The sequence below is a fragment of the Micromonospora sp. PTRAS2 genome (assembly GCF_054052245.1).
Window position 1 is genome coordinate 26,330 of sequence record NZ_JBSWBU010000016.1, and the last position, 18,919, is coordinate 45,248.

Genomic DNA, 18,919 nt, shown 5'->3' on the forward strand with positions numbered 1-18,919 from the left:
GGGTAGCTCCTGTCACAAGTGGGGGCTCTGAGGGACGCGGCGGGCCGACCCGCCGGCGGAGGCGCTGTCGACCACGGCCTCGGCGACCCGGACGACGTGCAGGCCGTCGGCGAGCGGGACGACCGCCGTCGGCTCGGTGCCGTCGATCCGGCCGAGGAAGTGCCGCAGCTCGGCGGCGAGCGCTCCGCCGCCGTCGACCGGGGAGAGGAGCCAGTCCGGCGCCTCGGTCGGCTCGCCCTGGACGAGCAGCGTGGGGTGGCCGAGGTCGACGTGCGCGACCCCGTCGGTGCCGTACACCTCGACCAGGTCCGAGGTGTGGTTCGGGGTGTGTTCGGGCAGCAGGTAGCTGTTGCGGATCGACGACACGACGTCGTTGGCGTGCCGCAGCTCCGCCCACACCAGGACCGGGGTGGCCGATCCGGGTCGGGTCCGGGCCGCCGCGCGCACCTCGACCACGGGCGCTCCGGCGTACCAGAGGGCGAGGTCGATGTCGTGCACGGCGGTGAGCAGCGCGGGGTGTTCGCGCGGGAAGAGCCGGCTGAGGGTGCGGGGCCGGTCGCGGCGCGACGACACGGCGAGCACGTCGCCGATCCGGCCGGCGCGGACCGCGTCGTGCAGGGCCCGGTGGGGGGCGCTGTGCCGCAGGATGTGCCCCGGCTGGCAGAGCACGCCGGAGCGTTCGGCGGCGGCCACGATGGCGGCGGCGTCGGCGGCGGTCGCGGCGAGCGGCTTCTCCACCAGCACGGGCACCCCGGCGGCGAGCAGCTCCACTGCGACCGCGCGGTGCGCCGGGCCGGGGACGCACACCGACGCGGCGTCCGGCCCGGCGGCGGCCAGCAACTCGGCCACGGTGGCGTACGTCCGCGGCACGTCGTGCTCCGCGGCCACCCGCGCCCGGGTCGCGGCGTCCGGCTCGACCAGGGCGTGCACGGGCACGCCGAGCGACCGGTACGCGGCCAGGTGCCGTACGCCGAACGCCCCCGCGCCGACCACGGCCACGGACGGGCGGCTCATGCCCCGACCGCCTCGGAGGTGGCGGCGGGGGCGGCACCGGCGGCCCGCGCGCCGGGGACGTCGGCGGTCTCCGCCTCGGCGAGGCGGCCGGCGAGGACGGCCCGGGTGAGGCGGTCCAGGGCGGCCACGCCCGCCCCGATGCACCGCTCGTCGACGTCGAAGGCGCCGGAGTGCAGCGGCGCGCCGCCGCGCTCGCCGGTCACCCCGAGTTTGACGTACAGGCTGGGGCCGAGCGCGCCCAGCAGGGCGAAGTCGTCGGTGGTCAGCGGCGGCGCGGTCAGGTCCGCGACGGTGACCACGGCGGGCAGCTCGGCGTGGGCGAGGGCCACCAGCGGCGCGGCGTTGCGCACCGGCGGCATCTCGTTGGCCCAGGTGAACCGCAGGCCCAGGTCGAGCGCGGCGGCCTGCTGCCGGGCGATGCGCTCGATCACCTCCTTGAGCCGCGCGCGGGTGGCCTCGTCGTGGGTGCGCAGGGTGCCGGTCGCCTCCGCCCGCTCGGCGACCTGGCTCTGGCTGGCCCCGCCCGCGATGGTGCCGATGTTGAAGGCGACCAGCTCGTGCGGGTTGCGGGAGCGGGCGACCCCGGCGTGCAGGAGGTTGACGATGCCGGCCAGGCCGAGGATGGCGTCCCGGCCCAGGGCGGGGGTGGCGGCGTGCGCGGCGCGGCCGAGCACCTCGACCCGGAAGGCGTCCTTGGCCGCCATCGCGGTCTCCCGGTCGACGCCGACCGCGCCGACGGGCAGGTCGGGCCAGCAGTGCAGGCCGAGGACGGCGTCGAAGCGCCGGCCGCGCAGGGCGGCGTCGGCGAGCACGGCGGCGGCGCCGGAGTCCTCGCCGAAGGGGATCTCCTCGGCCGGCTGGAACAGCACGGTCACCGCGCCCCGAGCGGGCGGGTCGGCCGCGAGCCGGGCCGCGACGCCGGCGACGACGCTCATGTGCACGTCGTGCCCGCAGGCGTGGCAGACCCCGGGGTTGCCCGACGCCCAGGGCACCTCCTTGGCGTCCTGGACCGGATAGGCGTCCATATCGGCCCGAAGCAAGACCGAGGGGCCCGGCGCACGCCCTTCGATCTCGGCGACGAGACCGGTGCCGGCGACACCGGAGCGAACCCGGGCGATCGGGGCGAGCCGGTCGGCGAGGACCGCCGCCGTCTGCTTTTCGGTGAACCGCAGCTCAGGGTGCTGGTGAAGCTGCCTTCGCAGCCGCACCAGATCATCAACGCCCTCGTACGCCTGCACCACGCGGATCACCCCTCGCCTGCGTCCGATAATCCGGACCTAATTGAGACAAGAACCTAAGCGAGGGGTCCTCCCACGTCAATGGGCAGCTCGGAATCGGTTAGGGTCCGGCCATGGAACGCGCCGACGCACACCTGCACCTCTTCGCCGACGGGTATCCGGGCCGCTACGGAAGGTCCCCGGCCGGGGGCGACGAACTCGCCGTCTACCGGACTTTGCGCCACGAACACGGCATCGGCCGGGCGCTCGTCGTCGGCTACGAGGGCGCGCCGGAGTTCGCCGGCAACAACGGGCACCTCGCCGCGCTCGCGGCCAGCCACGACTGGATCGCGCCGGTGGCGTACGTTCCGGTCACCGGCACCGACCGGGCCGGCCTGGACCGCCTCTGGGCGGCAGGGTTCGCGGGCGTCGCCGCGTACCTGCCCGACCCGGATGCGGCCGACGCGTTCGCCGGCTGGGCCCGGACCGTCGCCGGGCCGCTCAACGACGCCCGCGCGGTGGTCAGCCTCAACGCCACGCCCGAGGCGACCGGCCGGCTCAGGCGGGCACTGGCCGCGCTCGACGGCTGCCCGGTGCTGTTCAGCCACCTCGGCCTGCCCGGCCGGCAGCGCGCCGTGCCGGCCGACCGGGCCGCCGCCGACCGGCTCGCCCCGCTGACCGACCTGGCCCACCTGCCGCACGTCGGGGTCAAGGTCTCCGGCCTGTACGCCGTGAGCGACCCCGCCGAGGCGTACCCGCACGACGCCGCCCGGCCCTTCGTCGACCTGCTGCTGCACCGGTTCGGCGCGCGGCGGCTCTACTGGGGTTCGGACTTCTCCCCCAGCCTGGACCACGTGTCGTTCGCCCAGACCCTGCGCCCGGTCGGGCTCGACGGGCTCTCCGCCGCCGAGGCGGCCGACGTGTTCGGCGGCAACCTCCACCGCGCCCTGCGCGGGCGCTGACGCCGGGGCGGGACGGGCGGTGACGCCGCAGCGGGGCGGGACGGACCGCTTCCCGCCCGCCCCGCCGCAGCCGGGTCACGCCTGCGGCGCGGCCTCCCGGCGCAGCGTCGACGACCCGGCGGCCACCGACCAGCCGGCCACCCACCGGCTGGCGCTGCCCGGTCGGGTCCGGTCCGCCAGGTGGTACCAGTCCATCCGGCACTGCTGCCGGGTCACCTCCAGCACGCCGTAGCCGTGGCCGTCCAGCTCCGTCCAGCGCACGTGCGTGTTGGTCGCCCGGAGCAGGTCCGCGCCGAGGACGCTGAGCGCGTTGCCCTCCCGCAGGCCGAGGAAGTCGTTGACGTTGTCGCTGGTCACCGAGGGCACCACGAACTCGACGGCGGCCGGGGTGGCGGTGCCGGTGGCCCGGGTGGTGACCTCGTTGGCCCACGAGGTGTGGATGTCGCCGGTCAGGAAGACGACGTCGCGGGTGCCGGTGGCGCGCAGGTGGTCGACCAGTTCGTTGCGGTCGGCGTTGTAGCCGTCCCACTGGTCGGGGTTGAGCACCACGCCGTTCTCGGGGACGCCCAGCAGCCGGCCGATCGGGCCGAGCAGCCAGGCGGGCAGCGTGGCGAGGTCGACCCGGGCGATCATCACGGGGTTGCCGACGAGCTTCCACCGGGCGGTGGAGGCGGCCAGGCCGTTCTTGAGCCAGGACATCTGCGCGTCGCCCGTGATCGTCCGGGCCGGGTCGTCGACGGCCGAGCCCGACGCCTGCTGCGACCGGTAGCTGCGCAGGTCCAGCATGGACAGCTCGGCCAGCCGCCCGAACCGCAGCCGGCGGTAGATCGCCCCGTCCGCGCCCGTGCGCACCGGCATCCACTCGGCGTACGCCTGCCGGGCGGCGGCGACCCGGTCGGCGAAGGCGCCCTCGGTGGCCGGGGTGTGGTTCTCCGCGCCGCCGGACCACTGGTCGTTGGCCACCTCGTGGTCGTCCCAGGTGATCACCCACGGCACGGAGGCGTGCAGCGCCTGCAGGTCCGGGTCGGTCTTGTACAGCGCGTGCCGGATCCGGTAGTCGGCCAGCGTCAGCACCTCGTGCGCCGGGAGCACCGGCCGCACCACCGACCCGCCGGCGTCGAACTCGCCGGTGCCGTACTCGTAGAGATAGTCGCCGAGGTGCACGACGAGGTTGACCTCGCCCCGGTCGGCCAGGTTCCGGTACGCCGAGAAGTAGCCCGCCTCCCAGTTGGCGCAGGAGACCACGCCGAGGCGGAGCCGGTCGATGTCGGCGTCGGCGGGCGGCGCGGTCATGGTGCGCCCGGTCGCCGACCACGCCCCCGCGTAGCCGAACCTGTACCACCAGGTGGTGGCCGGGGCCAGGCCGGTGACCGCCACCTTGACGGTGTGGTCGCGGGCGGGGCCGGTGGTCAGGGCGCCCTGGGCCGTCACGGTCGCGAAGTCGGGGTCTGCGGCGACCTGCCAGGTCACCTCCGCCTCCGGGCCGACGCCGGAGCCGGGCTGCGCCTCGTCGGTGGGGGTGAGCCGGGTCCAGAGCAGGACCCCGTCGGGCAGCGGGTCGCCGGAGGCCACGCCGTGCCGGAACGCGCCGCCGGCCGCGCCGGCGGGGGCCGCGCCGGTCAGGGTGGCGCCGGCGAGCACGGCCGTGCCGGCGGATGCGCCGGCCAACCGCAGGAGGGTACGACGGTCGATGGTGTTCGTCATGCCTCACGTATCTACCGTCTTCACCGTCTCGCCCGCTGCCCCGCGCGCCACTGTTCGCCGATCCTTCACCGGCTGTCGGCCGTTCCCGCGCCACCCGGCAGCCGGCCGCCGGAACCCCCGGCCGGCGGAGATAGGGTCGGCAGCCATGCGGACGAAGCAGGAGTTGGGCGCGGCCATCCGGCGCGACCGGCGGGCGGCGCTGGTGGTCAACGCCCGCTCGCGCCGGGGTCGCCGCCTCTACGAGCACGCCCGGGCCCTGCTGACCCGCGCGGGCTTCGAGCTGCTCGGGGCGTACCCGGCCGACCGCCCCGGCGAGCTGGAGCGCAGCCTCGACGACGCCCTGGCGCTCGGGCCCGACCTGCTCGTCGCGGGCGGCGGCGACGGCACGCAGAGCGCCGCGGCCCGGCTGCTCGCGCACCGCGACGTGGCGCTGGGCCTGCTGCCGCTGGGCACCACCAACAACTTCGCCCGCACCCTCGGCCTCCCGCTGGACCTGGCCTCCGCGGTGGCGGTCCTCGCCGACGGCAAGGTGATCGACGTCGACCTGGGGCTGGCCGGGGACGTGCCGTTCGCCAACCACGTCGGGGTGGGGATGTCGGCCGACATCATGCTGCGCACGCCGCCCGCGCTCAAGCGGGTCACCGGCCGCCTCGCGTACCCGGCGACCGCGCTGGCGCTGCTGGCCCGGCACCGGGCACTGCGGGCCACCGTGCGGGCCGGGGACGCGACGCACGAGTTCCACACCCACCAGTTGTACGTGGCCAACGGCGGGTTCCACGCCGGCCGGCCGATCACCGCCGACACCGACGCCGACGACCGGCTCCTGGTGGCGTACCCGGTCGGCGGGCCGACCCGGCGCGGCCTGCTGCGGGACACCGCCCGCAACGCCGCCACGGGGGCCCGGCGCACCCTCGCCGAGACGTCGTTCCTCGCCGTCGGCGAGCTGTGGCTGGAGACCGACCGACCGGCGCGGGTCGAGGTGGACGGCGAGCTGTGCGGCCAGACCCCGATCCGGATCGGGCTGGCCGCCAACGCGCTGCGGGTGATGGCCCCCGCCGACGCCCTCGACCGCTGACGGTGCAAGGAAGGGCCCCCTGTTAACGCAGACGGTAGAGAAGGGTTCCCTTCTCACGGCCGGGGGACCCGCGGGCAGCCGGCCGGCGGCGCGCCGGACGGGGCGCGCCACCGACCGGGGTCAGGACCCGTACGGTCGGGCCGCCCGAGCCGCGCGCAGCGCCTCGGCCCACCAGCCGAGCTGGTCGAGCATGGCGGTGGCGGCGCGGTTGACCGGGCCGGCGTCGACCGGCTCACCGGCCGCGTCGAAGCAGGCGTGGGCGCCGGCGAAGCTGACCGTCTCGCGGATGGTGACGGTGTGCAGTTCGGCGAAGACCACCCGCAGGGGTTCCACCGCCCGCAGGCCGCCGGAGATGCCGCCGTACGAGACGAAGCCGACGGGCTTGGCGTGCCACTGCGCGCCCACCGAGTCGATCGCGGCCTTCAGCGGCCCCGGGTAGCTGTGGTTGTATTCCGGCGTCACCACCACGACGGCGTCGGCCGCCGCGATCCGCTCCGCGAAGGGCGCCCGCGGTTCGTCGGGGGCGGCGGCACCCGGCGCGCCGCCGAGCGCCGCCGGGACGTGGGCGAGGTCGATCAGGTCGACGACGAGGTCGGCGCGCTGGCTCGCCTGGCGGCAGAACCAGTTCGCCACGACGGGGCCGAAGCGGCCGTCGCGGACGCTCCCGACGATGACGGCCAGCCGGTACGGGGACTCGGACAACGCATCCTCCAGATGGGACGATGGGCCGTCCCATCGACGGCCACCCGCCGACCGTATGACTTCAACCAGGGTTGAGGTCAATTCGGACGCCAGGGGGTCGCCTGCCGTCGTCGCCGGCCCGCCCGGAGGCGGCGGGCCGGCGACGACGGGGTTCACTGGGCCAGCTCGGCGACCTCCTCGGCGGTCAGCCGCAGGGCGGCGGGGGCCACGGGCGACGCCAGGCCGCGCGCCGCGGCGGCCGGGGCCGCCGGCGGGTCGGCGGGACGCCGCCGGTGCCAGTCGGTGACCGCCTGGTACGCCGCCGCCACCGACAACAGCCGGTCCTCGCCGTACGGCAGGCCGCCGAGGATGGTGCCGATCGGCACGCCCGCGGCGGTGAACCCGATCGGGAAGGCGATCTCCGGCAGGCCGAGGATGTCGAACGGCACCGGGCTGGTCTGCACCACCACGTCGCAGGAGGCGAAGAGCTGGTCGAGCACCCGCTCCATGAGCAGCAGCTTGGCCCGCTGGCCGGTGATGAACTCGTCGGCGCCCAGCAGCGCGCCCTGCAGCCAGCCCGTCACCGACACGCCGAAACCGCGCAGGTCGGTGCGCAGGTACGGCATGAACGGCTCGCTGCGCTCGGGCAGCCGGACGTTGTTGAACGCGCCGCCGGTGAGCAGGTCCCACTCGTCGGGCAGCGGCACGTCCACCACGGTCGCGCCGGGGATCGCGGCGAGCTTCGCCAGGTACGCGGCCCGCGCCGCCGCCGTCTCGGTGGTGCCGGCGGTGAAGCCCGGCAGCACGCCGATGCGGGTCTTCCAGCGCAGCTTCAGCTTGCCGCCGGAGTACGCCGGGGTGGCCGCGTCGATCAGCTTCGGCACCCCGGGCAGGCCCTGCGTTCGCGGGTCGGCGGGGTCCTCGCCGGCCATCGCGGTGAGCATGATGGCCGCGTCCTTGGCGTCGCGGGCCAGCGGGCCGGGGTGGTCGCGGGTGTAGCTGAGCGGGATGATGCCGTGCAGCGAGACCCGGCCCATCGTCGGCTTGAGGCCGGTGAGGTTCTGCGCGTTGGACGGCGCGGTGATCGAGCCGCCGGTCTGGGTGCCGGTGCCGGAGGCGGCGAGCCGCCCGGCGACGGCGGTGGCGGTGCCGGTGGACGAGCCGCCGGGGTCGGTGCGACTGTCGGTCGGGGTCCACGCGTTGACGGTGGTGACCACCCCGCTAGGGGTGGTGGCCCGGGTGGTGGCCAGCGGCCCCATCTGGGTCTTGCCGAGCACGATCGCCCCGCCGGCGAGCAGCCGGGACACGGCCGTGGCGTCGTACGGCGGCCGGAAGTCGGCGAACAGGTAGGAGTTGGCGGTGGTGGGCACCCCGGCGGTGTAGTAGTTGTCCTTGATCGCCAAGGGGATGCCGTGCAGGGCGCCGCGCCGGGGCTTCTTCGCCAGGGCGGCCGCCGCCTTGGCCGCCGCCTCGGCGAGCACCAGGTTGAACGCCTGGTACGTGCCGTCGTACGTGGAGATGCGGGCCAGGTACGCCTCGACCAGCTTGGCGGGGGTCAGCTTGCCGGCGCGGATCAGCCAGGCCGCCTCGGCGACGGTGAGTTCGGTGGGGTCGGCCACGGCCTCCGGGCGGGGCTTGACGTAGGCGTTGGGCACGTCCAGCGCCGGGTTCCACTTCGCGGCCGTGAGCAGGGGTGTTCGGGCCGGACCGGCCGCCGAGGCCACGGCGGGCAGCCCGACGGCGCCGCCGACCGCCGACGCGGCGGCCAGGGCGGCGGTGCGGGCGAGGAAGGCTCGGCGGTCGACGCCACGGTCGACGGGGGCTGCGGTCATCACTTCCGCCATTCCGTGCTGATCGAGGGGTAGAGCATCGGCGCGGGCTGCTGGGACAGCGCCATGGCGACGACGGGGTCGGTGCCGGCCGGGGCGGGCAGCTGGTACGCGGCGAGCGTGCCGACGGTGCCACGGACGAAGGACCGCAGGGACGCCAGCACGGTGTCGCGGCCGGGGGAACCGGTCTGGGGGTCGGCGGTGGTGCCGGGCGGGAGCTGGTCGAGGTCGATGCCGAGGGACGCGAGCCGGGCGCGGATGAGGACGTCCAGTTCGGCGTCGGTCGGTGGGGTTGGCGCCAAGGGGTGCTCCTCCTGGGGTGGGAGATGATGCGCCCACTGTCGGACCGGGCCGTGTCGCCGGCGTGTCGAGTTGATCTCGACGCGGTGAACCCACGCGGGTCTATGCCCTCTGACCTGCGCGGTCGCCGGCCGTCCCGCCCCGCCCGCCCGCCGGGCCGCCCCGGGGCCGGACCGTCCGGAGTGGACCTGCCGCGTCGTCACTCAGATTGACAGGCATTACTGCGTTCGGTTATCAATGACGCAGAGAGCGCTCTCCCATCCGTCCCGTCTACGGCCCGGCGATCCCGGGCCGGTGCCCGGTGCGCCGGGCGAGGAGGAAGCATGCGGTTCATCCGAGGGCGCCGAGACGCCGGCCCGATCCCCCGCCCGCCCCTGCGCCGCGTCGGCGCGCTGACCGTGGCGCTGCTGACCCTGGTCGCGGGCGGGGTACTGGCCGACCGGGACGCCGTCGACGCGCGGGCGGCGACCGGCGGTCCGGCCGCCGCCGGCAGCCACGCCGGTCACGCGTACGCGCTCAGCCCCGAGCAGGAGGCCGCCGCCCTGGAACTCCAGCTCGCGCCGGTGCGCGGCTCCGAGTTCCGGGCCGACTGCCCGAGCAAGGGCCGGGCCAACGACGACCCGATCGTCATGTGGGGCCGCCCGGGCGCCTCGCACACGCACGAGTTCTTCGGCAACACCACGACCAACGCGTACACCGACCTGGCCTCGCTGCGGGCCGGCGGGACGACCTGCAACCCGGTGGCCGACAAGTCCGCGTACTGGGTGCCGACGCTCTACCAGAACGGCGTGGCGCAGAAGCCGCAGAGCGTCCGGATCTACTACCAGGGCCTCACCGACCGGGCGAACGTCAAGCCCCACCCCCAGGGCCTGCGGATCGTGGTGGGCAACCCGCTTGCCACCAGCGCGGGCGAGAACCCCGCCGCCCGGTGGAACTGCGTCGGCATCCCGGCCGCCAGCGGCGACTTCCCGGTCTGCCCGGCCGGGTCCAAGCTGGAGACGTACCTGGACTTCCCGACCTGCTGGGACGGGAAGAACCTGGACAGCCCCGACCACAAGAGCCACATGGCGTTCGGCCTGGGCGGCGTGGGCGGCACCTGCCCGGCCAGCCACCCGGTGCCCGTGCCCCGGCTGGAGTTCCTCATCACGTACGACGTGCGGGGCACCGGGCTCAGCCTGGCCGGCATCCGCAACGGAGCCAACGTGACCACCGCCCCCGGCTACACGTTCCACGGCGACTTCTTCAACGCCTGGGACGAGGCGGAGCTCGCCCGGCGGGTGAAGACCTGCATCGTCGACGGCTACATCTGCGGCAACGACGGGCAGCCGATCCAGCAGTGACGCTCCCGGCGGCGGCGCGCGTCGACCCACCGGCCGGCGCGCGCCGCCGCGTCGTCGCCCGCCGGCCCCACAGGTCCTACGCCCTGTCGTCGCGGTCGATGCGCAGCTCCCGCTCCAGTTCGGCGATGACGGCCCGCAGGTCGTCGAGCCGCTGGGTGAGCGCGATCCGGTCCACCTCGTCGGGCACGCCGTCGCCGTCGGCGTCGTAGTCCGGGGCCAGCCGCTCGGTCATCTCCAGCCGGCGGGCCTCCTCCATGGAGTTGACGATGACCGCGATCAGGATGTTGAGCAGCAGGTTGACGGTGATCATCACGTAGCTGACGTAGTAGACCAGCGTCCACGGCGACAGGGCCATGCCCTGCGCCACGAGGTCGGGCAGGGTCTCCAGCGACAGCAGCACGAACAGGGTCAGCAGCGACCGTCCGATGTCGCCGTACTCCTCCGGCTGGGAACGGCCGAAGATCAGCCAGCCGGCCATGCCGTACACGTAGAGCGTCACGCCGGCGAGCGCGAGGAAGCCGGCGACGCCCGGCAGGCTGCGCCACAACGCCGCCACGATCGTGCGCAGGCCCGGCGAGAAGCGCACCAGCCGCAGCATGCGGGCGACCCGGACGACGCGCAGCAACGCGGAGTCACCGTGCAGGCCGGGCACGAAGATCGCAGCGGTCACCAGGAAGTCGAAGACGTTCCAGCCGTGGCGGAAGAAGTCCTGCGGCCGACGGCCGTAGGCCAGCACCCGCACGCCGATCTCGGCGACGAAGGCGAGCCGGAAGGCCCACTCCAGGCCGCGCAGCACCGGCCGCGCCGACCCCAGGTGCGGGTACGTCTCGACGCCGAGCACCGCCCCGTTGGCCAGGATGAGCACGACGATGGCGATCTCGAAGGGCCGGGACCGGGTGACCCGTGCGCACCGCCCGGCCAACCCCGCCGCGCCCCGTCCCGCCGCCGGACGCCCGCCGGACGCGCCGCCCCCTCTGGACGACGACCCCCCGCCGGCCACCGGCGGAGGCGCATCGAGCATCCCCCCACCCTACCGGGCCGACCCCGACGCGATCTTGGCCGATCGTGGTCGCCCGGTGACACGACGTGTCCACGTTCGACGATAGGCGTTGTGGTGGCGGCGCGCACCGAGGGCTTTACCGCACAAAGCGGACACGTCCTTGCCATACCCATTCACCGATCCCTATTCTCGGTGTCGGAAAGCGCTTTCCAGGCGACGCGGGTCCGGTCGGTCGGCGGCGATCATCGCCGCGGTCCGGTGCGATCTCCTGCGCATGTTGCCACCTCCACCGGTCCGTCGCGGGCGGGTCCCGTACCGGACGCCGACGCACCGGAACGAGGGTGGACGCCATGACGAAGACGCAGCACGCCGCCCGTCGACATGTCGACGGCGACGGGCTCCCGTAGACCACGTCCCAGGGCGGGGGCCTCCTCGTCGCCTCCGGCAGTCGCCGGGCGTACCACCTCCAGGAACACATCGAAGGCGAGGCAAGGATGAGACGACCAGTCCCACTGCGACTCCACGCGGCGGTGGCCGCGACGGTCATCGGGGCCGCGATCTGCGTGGCACTGCCGACGCCCCAGGCGTCGGCGGCGACCGGCGGCGTGACCGGCTACGCGACCCAGAACGGCGGGACCACCGGCGGCGCGGGCGGGCAGACGGTGCGCGCCACCACCGGGACCGCGATCCACACGGCGCTGTGCACCCGGGCCAGCAGCAGCACCCCGATCATCATCCAGGTCGAGGGGACCATCAACCACGGCAACACCGCCAAGGTGTCGGGCAACAGCTGCAACACCAACGCCGGCCTGATCGAGCTCAAGCAGATCAGCAACGTCACGATCGTCGGCGTCGGCAGCGGGGCGGTCTTCGACCAGCTCGGCATCCACATCCGCGACTCCAGCAACATCATCATCCAGAACGTGACCGTCCGGAACGTCAAGAAGTCGGGCTCGCCCACCTCCAACGGTGGCGACGCCATCGGCATGGAGAGCACCGTCCGCAACGTCTGGGTCGACCACGTCACCCTGGAGGCCTCCGGCGGTGAGGCGGAGGGCTTCGACGGCCTGTTCGACATGAAGGACAACGTGCAGTACGTGACGCTGTCCTACAGCATCCTGCGCAACTCGGGCCGGGGCGGCCTGGTCGGCTCCAGCGAGAGCGACCTGGGGAACAACTACATCACGTTCCACCACAACCTGTACGAGAACCTCGACTCACGCGCGCCGCTGCTGCGCGGCGCCACGGCACACATGTACAACAACTCCTACGTGAACCTGCGCGAGTCCGGCATCAACTCGCGGGCCGGCGCCAAGGCCAAGGTGGAGAACAACTACTTCAAGGACTCCAAGGACGTCCTGGGCACCTTCTACACCAACGAACGCGGCACCTGGCAGGTCGCCGGCAACATCTTCGACAACGTGACCTGGTCCAGCCCCGGCAACGAGAACTACCCGGCGGGGCCGAACCCGACCTCCACCACCACCGTCAGCATCCCCTACTCCTACCGCCTCGACGGGGCCAGCTGCGTGCCCAACCTGGTGCGCCAGACGGCCGGCGCCAACAAGGGCCTGCAGGTGTCCGACGGCAGCTGCACGCCGCAGACCCCGGCACCGACCACGCCCGCGCCGACCAACCCGACCCCCGGGCCGACCACCCCGACGCCGGGCCCGACCAACCCGGGCGGCACGAACCTCAGCCTCGGGGCCGGCGCCGACGGCTCCAGCAAGGCCGACGGCAGCAGCTACGGCAACGTGCTGGACGGCAACCTGAGCACCTTCTGGTCGCCCTCCGGCTCCACCGGCCGGATCTCGGTCAAGTGGGACGCCGCCGTCCGGGTCGGCTCGGTGAACATCCGCGAGGCCTCCGGCGCCACCGGCGTCATCCGCTCCTGGCGACTGGTCAACAACGACACCGGCGCCGTGCTCGCCTCGGGGAGCAACGGGGTGGGCGTCGCGTCCTTCAGCCCGACCTCGCTCAAGAAGATCAACCTGGAGATCACCGGCGCGAACGGCACGCCGCGGGTCGCCGAGTTCGAGACGTACGCCGGCTAGCGCTGCGCCGCTGATCGGCGGGGATCGGGGCCGGGGGCCGTCGGCACGTGCGACGGCCCCCGGTTCTCGCCCGCGAGGGGAACGACCCGCGCGGCGCGGATGCGCTGGGTGAGGGCGACGCAGAGCAGGACCAGCAGCGCGGCGGCGACGGCGGCGGGCGTGACGCCCTCGCCGAGCAGGAGGGCCGACCAGCCCAGGGTGAGCAGGGGCTGGGCGAGCTGGAGCTGGCCGACCCGGGCGACGCCGCCCCGGGCCAGGCCCGCGTACCAGGCGAAGAAGCCGAGGAACATCGACACGGCGGTGAGGTAGGCGAACCCGAGCCACGCGACGGGCCCCGCGTGCGGCGGGGTACGCACGGCGGCGACGGCGGTGATGGCGACCGTGGCGGGCGCCGACAGCACGAGCGCCCAGCAGATGGTGTTCGCCCCGCCGAGCTCCCGCGCCAGCGCGCCGCCCTCCGCGTAGCCGAGCGCGCAGAGGACGACGGCCGCGAGCAGGAACAGGTCCGCGATCGCCGGGGCGGCGGACGCGCCCGAGCCGACCGTCGTGAAGATCAGCACCGCGACGACGCCCGCACCGCTGGCGACCCAGAACAACGTCGGGGGGCGTTCCCGGGCGCGCAGCACGGCGAAGACCGCCGTGAGGCCCGGCAGGACCGCGATCACCACCGCGCCGTGGACGGCCGTGCTGGCGGTCAGCGCCAGCGAGGTGAACAGGGGGAAGCCCACCACGACCCCGGCGGCGACGACCAGCAGCCTTCGGCACTGCCCGGCGGACGGCCAGGGCACCCGCCGGGCCCACAGGTAGAGCGCGGCCAGGCCGGCGGCGCCGACGGCGCGCCCGAAGGCCACCACCCACGGGTCGAGGTCGCCGACGGCGACGCGGGTGGCGGGCAGGGACATGCTGAAGGCCAGCACGCCCACCGCGCCCAGCGCGCTACCCGTTATCGCACCACGGCGGGAAGTGTTACTCTCATCTCTCATGAACGACGATAACGCTGTCGATCGCGTTATCCAAGATCTGCGTCGGGTGATCGCCGCCGGCGCGGGCACCCGGCTGCCGTCCGTGCGGGAGCTGACCGCCCGGCACCGCGCGTCACCGGCGACCGTCGCGCGGGCGACCCGCCGACTGGTGGCCGAGGGGCTGGTGGAGGCCGTCCCCGGCCGCGGCGTCTTCGTCGTCGACCCGCCCGGCGGCCCGCCGGTCGCACCGGACCTGTCCTGGCAGGCCGTCGCGCTCGGGGCCCGGCCGGCGGGCGAGGAGGCGATGCAGGCGTTGCTCGCCGTCCCGCCGCCCGGGGCGGTCCCGCTGTCGGGCGGATATCTCGACCCCGCGCTGCAACCCATCGCGGCGCTGGGCGCGGCCCTCAACCGGGCCGCGCGCCGCCCCGAGGCGTGGCACCGGGGGCCCGTGGCCGGCAGCGCGGAGCTGCGGGCCTGGTTCGCGCGGGAGTGCGGCGGGGTGTGGCACGCCGACGACATGACCGTCTGCCCGGGCGGGCAGGCCGCGCTCTCCACCGCGATCCGGGCGCTCACCGCCCCGGGTGAGGCCGTGCTGGTGGAGTCCCCGACCTATCTCGGCGTGCTCGCGGCGGCCCGGGCGGCCGGGCGGCAGGTGGTGCCCGTCCCGGCCGACGCCGACGGCGTACGGCCGGACCTGCTGGCCACGGCCCTGCGGCGCACCGGCGCGCGGCTGTTCTACTGCCAGCCGCTGTACGCCAACCCGCACGGCGGCGTCCTGCGCTCCGACCGGCGCGCCGCCGTGCTGGCCGCCGTGCGGGACGCGGGCGCGTTCCTGCTCGAGGACGACTACGCCCGGGACCTGGGCATCGACGGCGATCCGCCGCCGCCGCTGGCGACGGACGACGTCGACGGCCACGTCGTGTACCTGCGCTCGCTGACCAAGTCGGTCGCGCCGGGGCTGCGGGTGGCCGCGCTCGGCGCCCGTGGACCGGCCGGGGCGCGGCTGCGCTCCGCCCGCCTCCTCGACGACTTCTTCGTCGCCGGCCCCCTGCAACACGCCGCCCTGGAGTTCGTCACCTCGCCGGCCTGGGCCCGGCACCGCCGCGCCGTGCGGTCCGCCCTGCGGGAGCGCCGCGACGCGCTGCTGTCGGCGCTGCGCCGGCACGCGCCCGACCTGCGGCCCGATGCCGTGCCGCGCGGCGGCCTGCACCTGTGGGTCCGGCTGCCCGACCACGTCGGCGAGGCCGACCTGGTCGCCGCCGCGGCCGCCGAACAGGTCGTCGTCTTCCCCGGGCAGCCCTGGCACGCCGCCGAGCCGCCGGCCGCGTTCCTGCGCCTGACCTACGCCGCCGCCGGCGCGGCGCAGCTCGACGAGGGCGTACGCCGGCTGGCCCGGGCCCTGGCGGGCCTCGGTCGCCACCGGTAGCACGCGCGCCGAAGGCCACCTCCCGTCCCGGAGGGCGGTGGCCGTCGGCGGCGGATCACCCGCCGGCCTCGGCCTGACGGATCTGGCACCGCAGCGCCGCGAAACGCGCCTATTTACTCGCCAGCCCACTTCTCCGATGCCGCGGCGGAGGCTTCCTCACCTTGGCCGGCAAACCATGATCAGGAAGCTTCGTGAGAATACGATGAGAACGCCGTGCGCCCAATCTCTTTCGACCCTCTCCACGCGACCGTCAACAACCCTTACAACTCCCTGTAGCCACGAATGCTCGACCGGTATCCAATAGGTCCGCCGCCGGCGACAGTGGCTTTCCCATTGATGGAAATACATGCTCTGCGGGTCAGGTGACGTAGGGTGTCGATAGCGTCGTCAGGTCGAGGAACGCGCCGTCCGACATCCTTTCGCGTCCCCGCCCGTTCCAGAGTCGGTCGACCGCGTCGTGCCAGGCGTTCACGCGCTCGACATCATCGTCGACCCGCCCGGACGGGCGGACTGACACCTCACCGCCGACCCTTCAACTGCCGCCCAATGGCTACCGTCCGCAGTCGAATGGCAGCGTCCGCACATATAACGCACAACAACTTCTCGGCGCCAAGCCAGTTGGGAACCTGCGACCAGCGACGACCCCGGCAGATACGACGAGCCGAACCACGCCGCCCGGGCGGCAGCGGCCGACTACATATTGTCGCCACCCACTGGGCAGACTCGCCCGCCGACCCCCGCAACCCACCGCGGAACAGTCACGGCTCCACGATTGCCCACGCCCGCCTACGGACCCTCTAGAGGTCACCAGAAGGCCGCAAAAAACCCGAATTTGCTTCGCCTAGACGGACAAAAACCCCGAGCTACCCCGGCGCCCCACCTCAACCGGCCCGCCGACGCCACCGACACAGAGGCTGATCGACGCCGCCCGCCCCACCAGAGGATGTCACGTTGCGTAGCACGATCCGACAGGGAGGACCCTCCACCACCGAGCTCCACGCCACCGGTCCGCGCCACCTCCGGCCATTTTGACGATCATTGACGTCTATGTCGCACTTGCCTCTCGACCAGCCGCACCTGACCCATTAGCGCGACCTATCGCGGATCGCCTTTCCGAGTCGCAACCACCGACGAACAGGCATATCGACCCCTTTGGACTTATCTGCGCGCCATCGCCACGATACCGACCCGGATGACAATAGCGGCGAACCCAACGCCGGAGCCGAAAGCCCTCGAACAGCTTCCACTGTCCACTCACGACAGTCGTTGACCGGCAGAATGATCGCCACTATCATTCTATTGCTTTGGCGATCACTTGTGATGATCAGTTACGACGGGTATAGAGAGGGGTGTCGTGACACGGGGAACAGTGCGCGTTCTGGTCGTCGAAGGGCGGGCGGTCCAAGCCGAGGCGCGGCGACAGGATCTGCGCCGGCAGGGATATGTGGTCAGCAGTGTCGACTCCGGCGCCAAAGCCATGCAGGCGCATCGAATATCGGATTTCGTCCTGCTGGACCTCGACCTGCCGGATATCGACGGGATCGAGGTCTGCCGGTCGATCAGGGCCACCGGCAGCAAACCCATCATCACGGTGTCGTCGGGTGACACCGAGACCGACCGGATTCTGGCCCTCAACGCCGGCGCCGACGACTGCCTGGACGCCGACTGCGGCCCGCGGGAGATGCTGGCCCGGATCGAGGCAGTCCTGCGTCGCTCGCTGCCGTGTCGCCAGTGCGACCGCGTCATCAGCCTGGGCTCGCTCAGTCTCGACGGACAGAGCCACGAGGCCCGGTTGCGGGGCCAGCCGGTGAAGCTCACCGGCAGAGAGTTCGAACTGCTGCACAAGCTGGCCTCCCATCCGGACGAGGTGTTGTCCCGCAAGCAACTGATGGCGAGTGTCTGGGGAACGAGTTGGGCCGATGCCAGCCGCACGATCGACACCCATGTCCGGAGCCTGCGTGCCAAGCTCGGGGCCCGGTCCTGGATCATCACGGTGCGGGGCGTCGGCTACCGCATCGGTCGTGGCTGAGCACGGCTGTTCGCCCAGCTGACCGGGCACGGTCCTGCCGCGCGGGGACTCCAGCGCGTCCACAGCCCGTGCCCGGCCATGGCTGCCGATCGCCTCAGTGCAGGTTCGGGCGTTGAGCCGGGAAGGCATGCCGCCGGGCCACGACGACGACCAGCAACACCGGAATCATCAGAGCCAGCACGCCGAAGGGGAACGAGGTCGGCCCCAGGACGGCGAGCAGGATGCCACCGACAGCGCCGCCACCGGCCATGAACGAGTTCCAGGTGGTCACCAGCAGTGCCTGACCCCGATCACCGCCGGCATCCGTGACGGCGGTCTGCAACAGGGTGGTCACGCCACCCCAGCCCAGGCCCCACAGGATCATCGACGCGAAGACCACGAGGTCGCTGCGGGCGGCGACCGCCAACAGCACCGCGGCGATGACGAACAGCGCCGCGGAGCCGATGGTGAGCGTGCGCAGCTTGCGGTCGACCAGGGCGCCGGTGACCAGGATGCTCACCACGGACGCGATGCCGAACACCAGCAGGACGACGTCACGCCGCCCGCCCATGTCGTACTCGTCGAGGAAGGTGGAGATGTAGGTGTAGAGGACGTTGTGGGCCAGCACGTAGGCGGCGACGGTGAACAGCACCGCCACCACACCGGGCAGCCTCAGCGCCTGCAGGATCGGTTCCCGCTGCCCGGCCTTCTGACCGGGCGCGGCGGGGACCGAGAGCCCGATCCAGAACAACAGCAGGCCGGAGATCGCGGCCACCAGCCCGAAGGTGAGGCGCCAGCCGAAGAGCCCGCCGAGGAACGTGCCTACTGGAATGCCCAGCGCCAGGGCCAGCGGCACGCCGGCCATGGTGACGGAGATGGCCCTGCCCTGCAGGTGCGCCGGCGCCAGCCGGCGCGCGTATCCCACCAGCTCGGCCCAGACCGCCGCTGCGGCGATGCCGGCCAGCAGGCGGAACGCCATGATCAGGGTGTAGCTGGAGGACGTTGCGGTGACGACGTTGGCGATCGCGAAGGTGGCGACGGCCACCAGCAGCAGCTGCTTGCGTCCCCACGCCGAGGTCGCCGCGATCAGCGGGATCGCCGAGACCCCGGTCGCGATGGCGTAGATGGTCAGCATCTGACCGGCCGCCGACTCGCTGACGGACAGGTCGCGGGCCATCTCCGGCAGCACGCCCGCAGGCAGCGCCTCGGTGAGGATGCCCATGAAGGCTGCGGTGCTCAGGGCCAGAAGAGGCGACCAGGGCAGTTTGTTCCCGGCCGCTGGGGCGGCTATAGGTTTCGAGGTGACAGTCCGGGAAGTCGTCATGCCGATATGCTCAAACCTTCTCA

Annotated in this window: 15 protein-coding genes; 6 read left to right on the forward strand and 9 right to left on the reverse strand. The window is 73.5% G+C overall.

Annotated features, from left to right (window positions below; translation table 11 throughout):
* Positions 1 to 12: 12 nt before the first annotated feature.
* Both ACVMYR_RS29780 and ACVMYR_RS29785 read right to left on the reverse strand, forming a co-directional pair.
* Positions 13 to 1,014, reverse strand: coding sequence for a Gfo/Idh/MocA family protein (locus ACVMYR_RS29780; RefSeq protein WP_396792657.1), 1,002 nt, complete (start codon positions 1,012 to 1,014; stop codon positions 13 to 15).
* On the reverse strand, positions 1,011 to 2,264 hold the full coding sequence (locus tag ACVMYR_RS29785; protein ID WP_457123385.1) for a M20 metallopeptidase family protein: 1,254 nt from the start codon (positions 2,262 to 2,264) through the stop codon (positions 1,011 to 1,013). The genes ACVMYR_RS29780 and ACVMYR_RS29785 overlap by 4 nt, the downstream gene beginning before the upstream one ends.
* Before the next feature lie 101 nt (positions 2,265 to 2,365).
* Here ACVMYR_RS29785 and ACVMYR_RS29790 point away from each other — a divergent pair, with 101 nt between their 5' ends.
* Complete coding sequence (locus ACVMYR_RS29790; protein WP_431897836.1) at positions 2,366 to 3,193, forward strand: amidohydrolase family protein; 828 nt, start codon at positions 2,366 to 2,368, stop codon at positions 3,191 to 3,193.
* 75 nt (positions 3,194 to 3,268) lie between these two features.
* On the opposite strand, the gene ACVMYR_RS29795 is transcribed toward ACVMYR_RS29790, so the two are convergent.
* The gene (locus tag ACVMYR_RS29795; protein ID WP_077937680.1) at positions 3,269 to 4,897 is read right to left on the reverse strand and encodes an alkaline phosphatase D family protein; all 1,629 of its coding nucleotides are present in this window, start codon (positions 4,895 to 4,897) and stop codon (positions 3,269 to 3,271) included.
* A gap of 145 nt (positions 4,898 to 5,042) precedes the next feature.
* On the opposite strand from ACVMYR_RS29795, the gene ACVMYR_RS29800 reads away from it, so the two are divergent.
* Entirely contained in the window at positions 5,043 to 5,972 is a 930-nt protein-coding gene (locus tag ACVMYR_RS29800) for a diacylglycerol/lipid kinase family protein (RefSeq protein ID WP_353898281.1), read from the forward strand.
* 120 nt (positions 5,973 to 6,092) lie between these two features.
* Here ACVMYR_RS29800 and ACVMYR_RS29805 read toward each other — a convergent pair whose 3' ends face one another.
* The 3 genes from ACVMYR_RS29805 to ACVMYR_RS29815 all read right to left on the reverse strand — a co-directional run bounded on the left by ACVMYR_RS29805 (position 6,093) and on the right by ACVMYR_RS29815 (position 8,784).
* Entirely contained in the window at positions 6,093 to 6,674 is a 582-nt protein-coding gene (locus tag ACVMYR_RS29805; protein WP_198956559.1) for an NADPH-dependent FMN reductase, read from the reverse strand.
* Between the two features lie 152 nt (positions 6,675 to 6,826).
* Positions 6,827 to 8,485, reverse strand: a complete 1,659-nt coding sequence (locus ACVMYR_RS29810) for an amidase (RefSeq protein WP_431896945.1) — start codon at positions 8,483 to 8,485, stop codon at positions 6,827 to 6,829.
* A complete protein-coding gene (locus tag ACVMYR_RS29815) occupies positions 8,485 to 8,784 on the reverse strand; it encodes a hypothetical protein (RefSeq protein WP_043963300.1) in 300 nt (99 codons plus the stop codon). Before ACVMYR_RS29815 ends, ACVMYR_RS29810 begins: the two co-directional genes overlap by 1 nt.
* Before the next feature lie 321 nt (positions 8,785 to 9,105).
* On the opposite strand from ACVMYR_RS29815, the gene ACVMYR_RS29820 reads away from it, so the two are divergent.
* A complete protein-coding gene (locus ACVMYR_RS29820; protein ID WP_077937676.1) occupies positions 9,106 to 10,122 on the forward strand; it encodes a DUF1996 domain-containing protein in 1,017 nt (338 codons plus the stop codon).
* Between the two features lie 76 nt (positions 10,123 to 10,198).
* Here the strand turns inward: ACVMYR_RS29820 and ACVMYR_RS29825 are convergent, their stop codons facing one another.
* Entirely contained in the window at positions 10,199 to 11,143 is a 945-nt protein-coding gene (locus ACVMYR_RS29825) for an ion transporter (protein ID WP_457123386.1), read from the reverse strand.
* Between the two features lie 473 nt (positions 11,144 to 11,616).
* Here ACVMYR_RS29825 and ACVMYR_RS29830 point away from each other — a divergent pair, with 473 nt between their 5' ends.
* Entirely contained in the window at positions 11,617 to 13,176 is a 1,560-nt protein-coding gene (locus ACVMYR_RS29830) for a pectate lyase family protein (protein ID WP_077937672.1), read from the forward strand.
* Here the strand turns inward: ACVMYR_RS29830 and ACVMYR_RS29835 are convergent.
* The gene (locus tag ACVMYR_RS29835; RefSeq protein WP_457123387.1) at positions 13,173 to 14,099 is read right to left on the reverse strand and encodes a DMT family transporter; all 927 of its coding nucleotides are present in this window, start codon (positions 14,097 to 14,099) and stop codon (positions 13,173 to 13,175) included. The genes ACVMYR_RS29830 and ACVMYR_RS29835 overlap by 4 nt on opposite strands.
* 58 nt (positions 14,100 to 14,157) lie before the next feature.
* Between ACVMYR_RS29835 and ACVMYR_RS29840 the strand changes: the two genes are divergently transcribed.
* Both ACVMYR_RS29840 and ACVMYR_RS29845 read left to right on the forward strand, forming a co-directional pair.
* On the forward strand, positions 14,158 to 15,564 hold the full coding sequence (locus ACVMYR_RS29840; RefSeq protein ID WP_077937671.1) for an aminotransferase-like domain-containing protein: 1,407 nt from the start codon (positions 14,158 to 14,160) through the stop codon (positions 15,562 to 15,564).
* 1,369 nt (positions 15,565 to 16,933) lie between these two features.
* Positions 16,934 to 17,593, forward strand: coding sequence for a response regulator transcription factor (locus ACVMYR_RS29845; RefSeq protein WP_228987010.1), 660 nt, complete (start codon positions 16,934 to 16,936; stop codon positions 17,591 to 17,593).
* 94 nt (positions 17,594 to 17,687) lie between these two features.
* On the opposite strand, the gene ACVMYR_RS29850 is transcribed toward ACVMYR_RS29845, so the two are convergent.
* The gene (locus tag ACVMYR_RS29850; RefSeq protein WP_077937669.1) at positions 17,688 to 18,896 is read right to left on the reverse strand and encodes an MFS transporter; all 1,209 of its coding nucleotides are present in this window, start codon (positions 18,894 to 18,896) and stop codon (positions 17,688 to 17,690) included.
* Positions 18,897 to 18,919: the final 23 nt, after the last annotated feature.